Origin of the sequence: Rhizobacter sp. Root1221, from assembly GCF_001425785.1 — a bacterium.
Classification (GTDB): domain Bacteria; phylum Pseudomonadota; class Gammaproteobacteria; order Burkholderiales; family Burkholderiaceae_C; genus Rhizobacter.
The window spans coordinates 138,740-151,842 of record NZ_LMDI01000056.1; the positions used below are offsets into that span (position 1 = coordinate 138,740).

The following is a 13,103-nucleotide window of genomic DNA, read 5'->3' on the forward strand; positions in this document are numbered from 1 at the left end:
GGTGGGGGGAATCAGGTTCTCAAGGGCAGGCTTGCAAATCCTCTGAAGTATGGATCGGATTCGCGCACGGGGGCACGTTCCCCGAGCGCGAGCGTGGGAAGGGACTCGACGATGCGGCCCAGGATGACCGGCACCACGTCGGCCACGAGTCCGGCACCGATGCAGCGGTGGATGCCGTGGCCGAACGCCCGGTTCTGGTCGGGCAGGTGCTCGCGGCGGATGTCGAACCGCTCGGCCGAGGCACCGAACACCGCCTCGTCGTGATTGGCGGACCCATAGATCACCGTCATGCGGGAGCCCGCCGGGATGTCGCATCCACCGAGGTGGACATCCTTGGCGGCGAAACGGTCGGCCACCTGGAACGGTGCATCGTGGCGTTTCATCTCCTCGATCGCGCCCGGCCGGAGGGACGGGTTGTCGAGAAAGGCCTGGTACGTCCCGGTGGTGAGCAGGTTGTGCAGGCCGGTGGTGAGCAGGAACTGCGTGGAGAGGTACCCGCCCAGTGCGAAGTGAAGCGACGTCTTCGTGATCTCCGCCTTGGTCATGCCCGCGTCGCCGCCCTCACGCACGATGCGGCCCAGCAGGCCCTTCGGCTTCGGGTGCACCGGGCAGCCCTTGGCCAGCTGGGCGAAGTAGGCGAGCAGCACCCCGCCCGCCAGCAGCCCGGGCGCGCGGCGGTAGGACGGCAGCATGTTGTCGTAGTGGCCGAGCATCAGGTCGATGAGCCAGCCCACGAACTTCCAGTGGCGTGGCGGCACACCGTACGTGGCCATGAACACGTTGCGCATGATGCGGTTGGCCAGCGCGCGGGTGGCGTCGAAATCGCGCGGACCAGCCAGCACGTCGCGCAGGGCCTCGACGGTCATGCGGTCGGCCAGGTCGGCGGCGTCGGCCGTGGCTTTGGCGAACAGCGGGTCGAGGATGCAGCGCACCTGGGCGTGGCGCGGCGGGTCCATCTCGAACAGCCCGCGTTCGCCGGTCTCCGACACCGGCTGCTTGAGGAACGTGGCGGTGTCGGCGTTGACCTCGTCGACGAGGGCGTGCGTGAAGACCCAGTAGCTCTTGTACCGCCCATGGCGCACCTCGCACACCGGGGCGTGGCGGCGGAACTGGGCGTAGTACGGGTACGGGTCCTCGCGAAACGCCGGGTCCTTCGGGTCGAAGGTTTCCGGATCGAACGCGGCCGGGGCCCGGTACCAGGGATCGCTGCCGAACCCGGCTGGCGGCCAGGAGGCACTCATCTAGAACCCTCCTTCGAGCGACGCCAGGTACCGCAGCCCGCGGTGCCCCGGCATCAGCAGGTACAGGCTGCCGCGGGTGGTGACCAGGCGCGGCACGGCCATCGCCACCGTGTTGCCGGCCTCGCCCGGGAAACGGAACTGGCCGGAGAGGTTCTGTGCGCCGATGAAGGGGTCCTGCGTGCCGCGCACGTTGCTGGCGGCGATGTCGCCATTGGCCCACGCCTGCATCAGGAAGTCGAACTGGCGCGAGATGTCGGCGCAGATGAACAGGCCGAACAGGCCGCGGCGCACGCCCGGGGCTTCACCGTCCTGCCACGCCGGGCCATAGGCCATGCCGCGGCGGATGATGCGCCGGCTGTGCGGGCGGCCTGCCACGACGGCGCTGCGCGGGTTCATGCGGCGCACGTGCGAGCCGATGGGGCAGCGCACGCCTTCGTGGTCATCGAAGGTTTCCGGGTTGGCGTGGGTGGGTGCGTAGTCGAAGTCGTTCTCGCCGCCGGGCCCGGGGCGGTTGAGCGGGCGGCCGTCCCGCCACCGGCCCATCATCTTCGCGGCGATCAGTTCGGGGTCCATGCCGAGCCGCGTGCTTTCGTCTTTCAGCAGGCGTTCGAATCCGGCGGCATCCTGCTCGATGATGCGCACGACGGCGAAGGTGCCGTTCTGGCACAGGCGGGCCGGCATGCCGTCGAGCGACGGGCCACCGTACACGCTCGGGTAGTTCGTGCCCAGCAGCACCTCGCCCACCGCACACCGGGGCTGCATGTCTGCCTTGCCGTTGTCGGGCACGCCCACGATGCGCGGGTTGGTCAGGCCGTCCCGGTACCCGAAGTGCACGCGCCCGTCGGGCAGCGCCTCGGCACGGAACGGGTCGCTGACAAGCGCCAGGCCCGGGCGTTCCCAGAACACCGACAGCTGCGCCAGGCGGCGTTCGAACTCGCCGCGGTTGTCGCTGCGGCCGAACAGCGAGAGCAGCAGGTGCACCGGCTGGCCAGGGCGCCCCACCTCCCAGCGCTCCGGGGCGCTGCCATCCACGTCGCCGTTGGCGCGCGCCCGTTCGGGCTCCCCGGGGCCCTCCAGGAACGCGGCCGGCATCGCGCCCAGCTCGTCCGCGGGCACCCCGAGCGCGCGCAATCCGGCGGCGGTGATGCCGAGGTTCAGCAAGTACGGCGGCGGGGCCCCCTTCTCCCAACGTTCGCCGTGGCTCAGCGTGGGGCAGTCTTCACCGTCACCGTCGAGCAGCGTGAGGATGAGCCGCCGTGCCGCCGCGGCACTCTCGATCTGGACCGACAGGTGCACGGCCAGCTCGGACCGGTACCCGCTGAGCACGTTGCCCTGCACGTCGCTGAACGTGATGGGCACCGGCTTGGGTTCCTCGACCGGGGGCGGCAGCCCGATGCGGCGTGCGCCCACGATGTCGATCACCGTGCGTTTCGGGTAGGCGCTGTAGATGGGGAAGTTGTCCCATTCCGCGAGGCCCGGCAGCACCACGACGCGGTTGTTGCGTTCGATGAAGGTCCAGAATGCGCGCGGGTGGTTCTGCACCGGCAGCGGCGGTGCATCCTTGACGAACCCGAGGATGAACGAGAAAACATCGCCGATGGCCACGGCGAAGTCCATCACGTAAGGCTGCAGCGGGCCATCGAACTCGGTGATGACCAGCAGCGCCTTGTTGCCCCGGGTGGGCAGGAACCGGGCGAAGTGCACGAAGTGCAACTCGCCCAGCGCCTGCTGCACCTTGGTCATGTGCAATTTCAGGCCGGCCAGCAGCGCTGGCATGGCCATGGGGCATTTGAGTTCCAGCGTCAGGTTGAGACCGTTGCTGACATTGTCTTGTGCCTCGACGGCCACGCGGCCACCGACGTTCCCTGGGTGAAGCGACATCTCCGGTCCTCCCGCCTGCTTGTGGTGTGCATTCGGTGCTCTCCGGCACCCTCCCCCTGTCGATGGATATTGGCATGCACCCCGGGGTGCTGCAAGGCGCGGGTCCGCTTCAGCGGCCTGAATTCAGAACGCTTAAGGGTCGAACCAAGGACTTGAAAGGCAACTGCGGACAAAGTTGGCTCTGCCTCGCCGGATCCGCCGTGTGGGGGCCCTGCCAGGCCCCATCGTTAATCGACTGGAAATCGGCGCTCGTGAAGTCCACCCTCTGGAGGTCACCATGTTGTCTGCTCTCGCTGAAGTCCAATCGTTCCGCCCGCCGGCCCGCGCCCCGCTCTACACCGCCTACGTCAACCCGCAGCCCGCCCGCGCGGCGGCGCCGTCGATGCTGCTGGCGGTGCTCGACGAGGTGAACCACGGCCTCGTGCTGGTCACCGAGGCGGCCGAAGTGGCCTTCGCCAACCGCGTGGCCCGCCGCGACTGCTCGGCCGACCGGCCGCTGCACATCGACGGCACCCGCCTGCGCGTGACACGGTCCGCCGACCGCGACGCGCTGCTGCGCGCCCTCACCGCGGCCAGCCTGGGCCGCCGCACCATCCTGACGTTCGCGGACGCCAGCGGCGACATGTCGGTGGGGGTGGTGCCGGTGGGTGCCGCGCAGGCCACCGGCGACGCGGTGGCGCTGCTGATCCTCGGCCGCCGCGGCCATGGTGAACCGCTCACGCTGCAGTTCTTTGCGCAGACCCACCACCTGACCTCCGCCGAAAGCGGCGTGGTGAGCGCGTTGTGCGAAGGGCTGCGCCCCACCCAGATCGCCTCCCGCAGCGGCGTGGCCATCAGCACGGTGCGCACGCAGATCAGCAGCATCCGCCAGAAGACCCAGGCCAAGAGCATCGGGCACATCGTGCGGATGATCGAAGCGATGCCCCCGATCGCGTCGGCCCAAGGGATGCCCGCCGGCTTGGCGACGGGGCGCCAGGCGGACTGACGCCCTGGTGGTGAACGGCGCAGCTCGCACTGCGAGGTGCGACCGGCGCCAGGCCGCCATTTTTTCTTGACCGTCGCATCAGCCTGTTGGCATTTGGCCCCAGAATCCGCGGGCACCGGCGCCCTCCATCCGCGCCCGGAACGCGAACCGCCACGCCATGGTTGCCCATGCGGGCACACACCAGAGGTCACCGATGCACGAGGCAATGGGCTCGACGATTGGCAAGCTGCGAGAAAAGATCGAGGCGCGTGCACCGGGCACCCTGGCAAAGTTTCCCGTCTCCGCCTACATCGCGTTGTTCGATGCCTACCCGGCGCTCGAGAACTACGGGTTCACCAGCCCGGCGGTCTCCGACATGGCGCGTGCCATTGCCACGTCGGCCGGTGAGCAGACCTCGTTCGACTACCACCGGCTGCTGCTGCTCGAGCTGATTTCGAAGAACCACGCGGCAGTCGCCGCCTCGGACCTGCCGGCGGTCATCAAGACCTTGTACGCGAAGAACTTCTCGAGGATCGTGGACGACGTGGCCCTGGAGCGCCAGCCGCCCGACTTCCATCGCCACACGAACGACAAGTTCCTGAAGGACCTCGGCGTCTGCAACCGGAGGATCATCCCGGCCGGAACGCAGAAGCTGAACAGGTACAAGTTCCCGCTGGGCGCGTTGAAGGGCCTCGGATTGGCCGGGGCGCTGCAGTCGGGGATGCACCTCGTGACCCGGTTGGGCGGATTGAGCCCGGTGTACGACATGCACACGGATTCGCACGACGCCGACCTGATGGCCGAGTTTTCGCCCGAAGGCTGGCGGCGCTTCTACCTGAACGTGGCGGCGCTGCTGCAAGTGCACACCGACGTGAAAGGCCTGTACGGCATCGGTTGGTTCTTCGACGCCAAGGTGCCGGAGATCAGCCCGCGCCTGGCCTACTTGCGCGAGCTCGTCATCGAAACCGGTGGCAGGCTCTCCGCGGTTGGGGTCACGGATGGCGCCCGCGAAAGTGCCTTGGCCACGTCGCCCACCCGCCGCAAGCTCCATGCAGAAGGCAAGTACTTGCCCACCGATTTCCTGGCGATCTGGGACCGGGGGTCACTGATCCGGTGGGCCCGGGCCAGCGTCCGCTGACAGGCTCTCCCTCCGGAGGCCGTCGCACTCACAGGGGGGAGCCCATGAAAATCGTCAAGCAGATTACCGACCTGTCCTCGGTCGCCGCGAGCTGGCTGCTGTCCAGCCGAAGCCTGGCGCGCAAGCGGGCCGGCAAACGCACCCACGTGCTCTTCTGCATGTGCGACCACTACGAGCCAGGCACCGGCAAGGTGACGGCCGAGGTGGGAAGCGGCCGTGTGGACGATTTGCTGCGGGAGTACCCGCTCATCGCGGACGCCCACCACGACAGCCATGGCTGCAAGCCGAGGCGCACCTGGTTCTTTCCGCCGCATTACCACCAGCACGGCTGGCTCAAGAAGCTCGTCTCCCTGTGCGAGCGCGGTTATGGCGAGGTGGAGTTGCACCTGCACCACGGCAAGCAGGAGCCCGACACCTCCGAGAACCTGCGCGCCACGCTGCGCCAGTGTGTCGATGAGTATGGAATCTTCGGCATCTTCGGCGACGTCGAAGGGGGCAAGCAGTACGGCTTCATCCACGGCGACTGGGCGCTGGACAACTCCCGCGACGGCGAGTTCTGCGGCGTCGACGACGAAATCACCATCCTCAAGGAAACCGGCTGCTACGCCGACTTCACGTTCCCTTGCTACAACGATGCCACGCCGAAGCAGATCAACTCGATCTACTACGCCGAGGACAACCCGCTGCAGCCCAAATCGCATGACACCGGAAAGCACGTCTGCGTGGGCGGTCCGCACCAGCACCACGACCAGTCCAACCGCGACCTGATGATCGTCGCCGGGCCCCTGCATCCCCATTTCCGGCACGGCCGGCTCCGCGGGTTGCGGGTGTTCGGCGATTCGATCGATCTCGAGCAGACCGTGACACCGACCCGCATCGACCAGTGGGTTCGCACCGGCATCTCGGTGAAGGGCAAGGAAAACTGGGTGGTGATCAAGACGCACACCCACGGCGCATCCGACGGCGACATCGCCATCGGCCCCAACATGCACGAGATGTTCTCGCACCTCGAGACCCGCTACCGCGACCACGAGGACTACGCGCTGCACTACGTGACGTCGCGCGAGCTCTACAACGTCATCAAGGCAGCAGAAGCGGGCGAGCCGGGCGAGGATCCGGCGCCCTACAAGGAATACCGGGTCCGGGCGCCGGTGTATGACTCGTCCCCCGATGTCATGGAGGCCTCGGCGGTGTTGCAGGGCATGGTGGCGAAGAGCTATCGCGGCTGAGGCAAGTCGGGTTGGGCCGGCGGCGGCGGGGCAGTCGACCGGTCGTCCACCTCGGCCCGCAACCGGGGCAGGAACAGAGGGTGCTCGCGCTGCACGAAATCGATCAGCGCCTCACGCACGTGGCACCGCAGGTCCCAGGCCTTCGACGCGCTGGCGGCGCTCACGAGGCAACGCAGCTGCATCGCCCTGTCGCCCGCCTCCACCACCTGCAGCAGGGCCAGCCGGCCGTCCCAATGTTCGGAGCCGGTACAGGCCGCCTGCAGCGCCTCGCGCAGCGGGGCAAGCGGCATGCGGTAGTCCACCCACAGGAACACCGTGCCGATCAGCTCGGACGTGTTGCGCGTCCAGTTCTGGAACGGGTGTTCGACCCACCACTGCAGCGGCACGACCAGCCGGCGCTGGTCCCAGATGCGCACCACGACGTACGACCCGGTGATCTCCTCGATCACGCCCCACTCGCCTTCGACGATCACCACGTCGTCGAGGCGGATGGGCTGGGTGAGCCCGATCTGCAGCCCCGCGATCAGGTTGCCGAGCACCGGCCGGGCCGCAAAACCGGCCACGATGCCCACGAGGCCGGCGGATGCGAGCAGGCTGGCACCGATCTGGCGCACGGCCGGGAAGGTCATCAGCATCAGCGCGGTACCCACGAGCACGATGGCCCCGGACACGGTCTTGGCGATCACGAGGGTCTGGGTGTGCACGCGGCGGGCGGTGAGGTTGTCGGCCACCGTCACCGGGTGCGCGGCCACCACCGCCCGGGCGAACCCGTTGACGCAGCGCACCGCGAGCCAGGTGAGCACGGCGATCAGCAGCAGGCCCGTCCAGCGTTGCACCGGGGCGAGGCCCGGGAGGTCGTCGGGTGCGCCCTGCCACACGAGGTTCAGCGCCAGCAGGCGCAGCGCCCAGCCCACCGGCACCCGCGCGGCCTGGGTGACCGTGATGGCCACCGCCGAGTGGTGCGCGGTGCGGGCGATGATGCGTTCGCCGATGCGGTAGACGGTCTCGGCGACCACCAGGCCCACCAACGCCGCACCGAGCGTGGTGAACCAGGCCGACAGCACGTCGGGCATGCCGAAGGCGAACGCCCTCATCGGACGGCATGGGCCGCGGGCGCGGCGAAGAAACGGCGACGGGTCGAGTGCACCCCCGAGCATCACCCGAATGCCGGCCAAAATCTGTAGGACGGCAGCGCAAACGTGGGGCGTCAGAGACTCAGCCGCTCAGCCCTTCGGGAGGGCTTTGCGCAAGGCCTCGCAGCGGTCCGGACCCGGGCTGACTTCGGCTGCGCGGCGCTCATCGCCTTGCAGCCCGTCGCCTTCGCCGCCGAACAGCACCACCCGGATGGCACGAGCCGGCAACACGTCGCCGGCCACCAGGTGCCACGGCACGCCCCGGTCGCGCGACGCGTGCTGCGCGCCGGTCAGCAGCAGCACCTGGCCGGGCCGTGCCGGATCGGCGAGGCGCTCGCCCACCACCGCGGCCATGCTGCGGTCGCGGGCCACCTGGATGCGGCGCATGCCCGGCGCCATGCCCTCGGGCAGCAGGCCGCAATGGCCGTCGCGGATGGCGGCGGTGAGGCGGTCGGCGAGGTCCGGTGGCACGGCAGTGTCGAGCGAGGTGTCGTCCATCGCGGCCCGCATGGCCGGCCGCGGCAGGTTGCCACCCCACACCGGCACGCCGGCGCGCACCGCGGCCATCACGACGGGACCGTATTGCACCCAGGGCCACCCGCTGTCGGTCCAGGCGAGCGCCTTCCGGGCCGCGTCGTCGCCGGCGTCTGGAGGCAACCCGGCGGTGGACGTGCCACGGTCGGCCATCTCCAGCACGACGGCCCGCAGCGCACCGCGCGCCGCGAGGTGGGCCACCACCCCTGCCACCTGGCGCTGCTGGTCGACCTGGTCGTGGCGTTCGCCAAAGACGGTGAGCTGTGGCGATGCGCAACCCGCCATCAGCACGGCGGTGAGGAAGAGGCTAAAGCGCACAGCTGCGGAACCCGGTGAACGTGTCGTCGCGCTCGGGGCGCAGGAAATGGCGGTACTTGGGGTGGCGCATGCGTTCGCTGGTGATGAAGGACGCGCCGCGCAGCACCCGGTGGGTGGCGAAGGCCGGTGGCGAATACGTGGTGTCGGGGCCCGGCTGGAACCCCTCGTAGGGCCGGAAGGTGCCGGCCGTCCATTCCCACACCTGGCCCCAGCGGAAACCGCGCGACGCGCCCTGGTGCGCGGCCAGCTCCCATTCGAGTTCGGTGGGCAGGCGCCGGCCGGCCCAGCGGCACCAGGCATCGGCTTCGTACCAGGCGATGTGCATGGCCGGCTGGCCCATCGGCACCCGCACGGTCTGGCCGAAACGCTGCACGAGCACGCCGTGGCGCAGCTGGTCCACGTGGCGCGGCGTGCGGCGCCCTTCGCGCTGCACCCAGCGCCAGCCGTCGGTCTGCCACCAGCGCGGGTCGTCATAGCCACCGTCCTCGACGAACTCGGCGTACTGGTCCCAGGTGACGACCTGCGCGTCGATCTCGAACTCGAGCACCGGTTCGAATTGCACGGGCCGTTCGTTGTCGAACGAAAACCCGCCCGGGTTGCTGCCGAGCGGCCACAGTGCCGCCGGGAACACCAGCGGGTCGCGGGGTGGCACGGCCACCACGGCAGGAAGCCAGGGCATGGGCAGCCCGAGCGTCTGCGACAGCGCGGCGAAGGCCTCGGCCTGGCGGTCCTCGTGGAACAACGCCAGGCGGAAGAAATAGAGCGAATCGTCGTCGGCCCCGGCGTGGTCGAGGAGATCGAGCGTGGTTTCAAGGGTGTCGACGAGGTACTGCCGGGTGGCGTCGAGGTCGAGCGGCTGCAACTGCCAGCGCACGTCGAACGGGGAGCGGGCCGGGTCGTAGCAGGCGTCGGTGGACGGGTCGATGGACGCGAGGCGCGTGGCACGCGGGTCGGCGCGCTCGCCCTGCTGGCGCTGCAGGTTGCGCGCGATCCAGTATTCCTGGAACCAGCCCAGGTGGCCCAGCGCCCAGAGCGGCGGATCGCAAGGCTGCAGCTCCGCGAGCGGCCCGAGGCCCCACCGCGAGTTGGCGAGCGCCTGTTCGTTCGCGCTCGTCCAGCGCAGCGTGCGGTTGCGCGCATCGATCAGCGCAAGCGACAGCAGGTCGCGGCCGGCGCGACGCATGTGTTCGGCGGGAATGGGCGGGGCTTCGATGTCGAGCAAGGAGGGTCTCCGCACCGCATGGGGCGGTGCCGATGTGCCCATTGTGGCAGTGCCCGGCCTCGGCCGCCGTGCCCTGATCAGGGGGCCGGGGTAGCGGCGGTGCCGCGCGGCGACCGGGTGGTGAGCGCCAGCCCGGCGGTGTCGAGCCCGCTCACGGGATGGCGGGTACGGCGGAGGCCGACGCTTCGGCGCGGACGAGCGCGCGCCGTTGGGCCTCTGCAGCAGCCGCCCAATACGCCAGCGGCTTGCCGGCGGCCGCGATGGCGCGCCGCGCCCAGGCCACTTCGCCGAGGAGGCCGGCGTCTTCGAAGTGGCTGATGCGGCGGCGGACGTCGGCACACGACAGCGACGCTTCGCGCAACGTCTCGGCAGAGATGAAGGACAGCGCAGCGGCTTCGTCGCGCAGGGGTTGCAGGCGCTCGGCAGGCCAACCGACCGCCTCGCCGATCTGGATGGCCGTGGACAGGTCGGCCGGCTTGCGGCCGTGCTGCCAGAGCACCTGGGCCATCGATTCACACAGCTGCAGCCGGTTGGCATCGCGCGCCGTGGGCGAGGTGCACTCCTTCGCGGCGTCTGCGAGACCGATGGCATCGAACCGCGCCACTTCGCCCACGACCGCTTCGGTCTCGAGCGCACCCGTGCCAGGAGGCACATGGGCGACGGCAATGCCCGGCAACCGGCCGGCACGGCCATCGACGGCGCGAGCGATGGACATGCGGAACTGGGCGTCGGTCATCGCCGCCCGGTCACGCCGCGTCGACGCCTGCTGGTAGACGCTGGCCCACGCCACCGCATTGTCCGGATCGAGCCGTGCCCACTGCTCGGCCGACAGCATGCGGCAGGCCGACGTGGTGTCCTGGGCGCCCTCGGTGGAACACACCCGCCACGCCAATCCGTACACCTCGGGCGAGCGCGACGTGAGGGCCAGGCGGGCCAGCGCGTCGCGTGGTGCGGTATTGGCCGCCACTTCGCCGCCATGGCTGCTTTCCATGGCCAGCGCGAGGCCGCGGGTGAGCGGGTCGGCACTCGCCTTCAGGGCCGTGACGGTGCCCTGCCGCGCCACACCTGACGCTGCATCGAAGGCTTCGCGCCGCGCAGGCCGGTTCCATTCGGCCTGGGACATCAGGCCCACGGCACACACCTCGATCAGCCCCGGCGGCAGCGTGGTGGCCGGCGAGGCCGGCAACACGACAGGCACCATCACCCTGCCCGGGGCCGAGGCGGCCGATGCCGCCCCGCCGGGCTGGCGCGCAGACCGCGACACGGCGGCAACATCGCCCGGCGGCGGATCGCCCCGGCCGGCAGCCAGCCACCCGAGGCCGGCCAGCAGCGCCAGCACCAGCGCGCCGCCGGTGAGGGCCGCCCCGCGGCCCCGGGCGGCGTCGTCGGGTTCGCGAACGTACAGCTTGGGCTTGCTCACAGGCCGCCCTCCGCGATGGCATCCTTCACGGCAGACACCTGCCGGCGCGACACCGTGAGCCATTCGCCCACCGGGCCCACCCGCACGGCCCACCCTTCGGCCACGTCGTCGGTGCCCTCGCCGGGCACGAGCCGGCGTTCCAGGGCCTGCATGGCACGGCGGGCGACCAGCGCGTTGCGGTGCACCCGCAGGAAACGCGGGCCCAGCCGTTGCTCCAGGTCGGTCAGGGAGTCGTCGAGCACGTGGGTGTGGGTGGCGGTGCGCAACGTCACGTACTTCAGCTCCGCCTTCAGGTACAGCACGTCGGAGACCGGCACGCGCACGCGCCGGCCCAGGTCGTTGACGATCAGCATGAGTTCGCTGTCGCCCGGGGCCGCGGCGGCCTGCGCGGCCGGGCGGCCGCGTTGGGCCACCCGCTGCAGGGCCGCCTGCAGCCGGTCGCGGCGGACGGGTTTGGTGAGGTAGTCGACCGCGTCGAGCTCGAACGCCTGCAGCGCGTGTTCCGCATGGGCGGTGACGAACACGATGGCCGGGGCATCGGCCTGGCTGCGCAGGTACCGCGCGAGGCCCATGCCGTCGAGCCCGGGCATGTGGATGTCGAGGAGCACCAGGTCGCAGCGGTCGGCGGCCAGCCAGGCCACGGCCTCCTGGGCGTTGGCCGCCTCGCCGACCACCTGGGCCGCGGGCGACGAACACTCGGCCACGAGCGAACGCAGCCGCAGCCGCGCCAACGTTTCATCATCCACCACCAGCACACGCAATCCCATCGTCACAACGGCACCACCACCTGAACACGAAAGAACTGATTGTCGGAACGAACCTCGAACTGCGCCGTCACATCGTGCATCAGCCGGAGGCGCTCGCGGACGTTGCGCAGCGCGATGCCGTTGCCCGGCTGCGAGGGACGGCCCGGCATGGTGTTGACGATGACAATCACCGCGTGCGCCCGCTTCACCCGGGTGCGAATGCGGATTTGCCCCCCTTCCGGCGACGGTTCCACCCCGTGCCGCACCGCGTTTTCCACCAGCGGCTGCAACAGCAACGGGGGCACGCGGGCCTGTCCGGCGTCTTCGTCCAGCTCCCAGGTCACTTTCAATCTGTCACCAAATCGCACCTGTTCGATGGCCAGGTAGCGTTGCGCCAAGGCCACTTCGTCGGACAGCGTGACCGCCTGGCCGCTGTCGTTGAGGGCCACGCGGAACAGTTCGGCCAGGTCTTCGAGCAGGGTTTCGGTGCGGGCGGGATCGAGCCGGGCCAGCGCGATGGCCGTGTTGAGCGTGTTGAACAGGAAGTGCGGCCGGATGCGCGACTGCAGTTCGGCCAGGCGTGCCGTGGTGTCGGCCGGGAGCCGGGCACGGGCGCGCAACGTGAGCCAATAGAACATGGCCGCGGCGAGCACCGCGCCGGCCGCGGTGGGCGCCCACCAGCGCAACTCACTGGCCTTGCCCAGCCCGAGGCCCAGGCCGCCCGCGTTCAGCAGCATGCAGGCCCCGGCCCCTCCCAGCGCACCGAGCCCCATGGCCGCCGCCCACTGGGCCCACCCGGGCAGCATGGCCAGTGGGCGCTTCAGCAGGCACGCGATGACGAGCCAACCCAGCACGGCCGGCAGCGTGCCGCTGGCGGCCAGCGCCAGCAGCGTCAGCCAGCCGGCCAGGTCGCCGGTGCCGAACAGCAGGCCGACCCCGACCACGGCATGCACGAACAGGACGGCCCGGAGCACGACGCCGACGTGGCACACGTCGAACGCCGAGCGGGCACCCGGGTCGGGGGCGAGTGCCGACGCGCCGGGACCGAAACCGGTGGGGCCGAACAGGCTGCTGGTGAGGCGGAGGTCCCCCGGGCGGGTGCTGTCGCCCCAGGCCGCATCGGCCTGGCGGCGGGCGGCGCGATCGGGTGGCGGAGGGGCGGGCGTAGGCATGGGATCCGGCGGAAGGCAGGCGGCGGTGGAGGAATAGAATCCGGGCTCCGGCCCGGCCGTGTCGCATTGTCGCCAAGTCGCGTCGTGCGGCAATCCCTTCTTCCC

11 protein-coding genes are annotated in these 13,103 nt (G+C 70.2%); 3 read left to right on the forward strand and 8 right to left on the reverse strand.

Annotated features, from left to right (window positions below):
- Nucleotides 1-11 precede the first annotated feature (11 nt).
- Both ASC87_RS26700 and ASC87_RS26705 read right to left on the reverse strand, forming a co-directional pair.
- Nucleotides 12-1,241: a cytochrome P450 gene (locus tag ASC87_RS26700; protein WP_056670220.1), complete on the reverse strand. Its 1,230-nt coding sequence runs from the start codon at nucleotides 1,239-1,241 to the stop codon at nucleotides 12-14.
- The gene (locus ASC87_RS26705) at nucleotides 1,242-3,122 is read right to left on the reverse strand and encodes a hypothetical protein (protein WP_056670224.1); all 1,881 of its coding nucleotides are present in this window, start codon (nucleotides 3,120-3,122) and stop codon (nucleotides 1,242-1,244) included.
- 277 nt (nucleotides 3,123-3,399) lie between these two features.
- Between ASC87_RS26705 and ASC87_RS26710 the strand changes: the two genes are divergently transcribed.
- The 3 genes from ASC87_RS26710 (at nucleotide 3,400) to ASC87_RS26720 (ending at nucleotide 6,453) form a co-directional block, all read left to right on the forward strand.
- Nucleotides 3,400-4,107 (forward strand): LuxR C-terminal-related transcriptional regulator, encoded by a 708-nt coding sequence (locus ASC87_RS26710; RefSeq protein WP_056670232.1) that lies wholly within the window; start codon nucleotides 3,400-3,402, stop codon nucleotides 4,105-4,107.
- A 205-nt stretch (nucleotides 4,108-4,312) separates the two neighbouring features.
- Entirely contained in the window at nucleotides 4,313-5,224 is a 912-nt protein-coding gene (locus tag ASC87_RS26715) for a hypothetical protein (protein WP_056670235.1), read from the forward strand.
- A gap of 44 nt (nucleotides 5,225-5,268) precedes the next feature.
- A complete protein-coding gene (locus tag ASC87_RS26720) occupies nucleotides 5,269-6,453 on the forward strand; it encodes a hypothetical protein (protein WP_056670237.1) in 1,185 nt (394 codons plus the stop codon).
- Here the strand turns inward: ASC87_RS26720 and ASC87_RS26725 are convergent.
- The 6 genes from ASC87_RS26725 to ASC87_RS26750 all read right to left on the reverse strand — a co-directional run bounded on the left by ASC87_RS26725 (nucleotide 6,441) and on the right by ASC87_RS26750 (nucleotide 12,998).
- Nucleotides 6,441-7,547, reverse strand: a complete 1,107-nt coding sequence (locus ASC87_RS26725; RefSeq protein WP_082568984.1) for a mechanosensitive ion channel family protein — start codon at nucleotides 7,545-7,547, stop codon at nucleotides 6,441-6,443. The two genes, ASC87_RS26720 and ASC87_RS26725, sit on opposite strands and share 13 nt — an antisense overlap.
- A gap of 129 nt (nucleotides 7,548-7,676) precedes the next feature.
- Nucleotides 7,677-8,438, reverse strand: a complete 762-nt coding sequence (locus tag ASC87_RS26730; RefSeq protein WP_056670241.1) for a ChaN family lipoprotein — start codon at nucleotides 8,436-8,438, stop codon at nucleotides 7,677-7,679.
- Nucleotides 8,428-9,660 carry a selenoneine synthase SenA gene (gene senA / locus ASC87_RS26735; protein WP_235582310.1) on the reverse strand — a complete coding sequence of 411 codons (1,233 nt, stop codon included), beginning with the start codon at nucleotides 9,658-9,660 and terminating at the stop codon, nucleotides 8,428-8,430. Before senA ends, ASC87_RS26730 begins: the two co-directional genes overlap by 11 nt.
- A 151-nt stretch (nucleotides 9,661-9,811) precedes the next feature.
- Entirely contained in the window at nucleotides 9,812-11,080 is a 1,269-nt protein-coding gene (locus ASC87_RS26740; RefSeq protein ID WP_056670245.1) for a hypothetical protein, read from the reverse strand.
- Nucleotides 11,077-11,847, reverse strand: a complete 771-nt coding sequence (locus tag ASC87_RS26745; protein ID WP_056670247.1) for a LytTR family DNA-binding domain-containing protein — start codon at nucleotides 11,845-11,847, stop codon at nucleotides 11,077-11,079. Before ASC87_RS26745 ends, ASC87_RS26740 begins: the two co-directional genes overlap by 4 nt.
- 2 nt (nucleotides 11,848-11,849) lie before the next feature.
- Entirely contained in the window at nucleotides 11,850-12,998 is a 1,149-nt protein-coding gene (locus ASC87_RS26750) for a sensor histidine kinase (protein WP_082568985.1), read from the reverse strand.
- Nucleotides 12,999-13,103 lie beyond the last annotated feature (105 nt).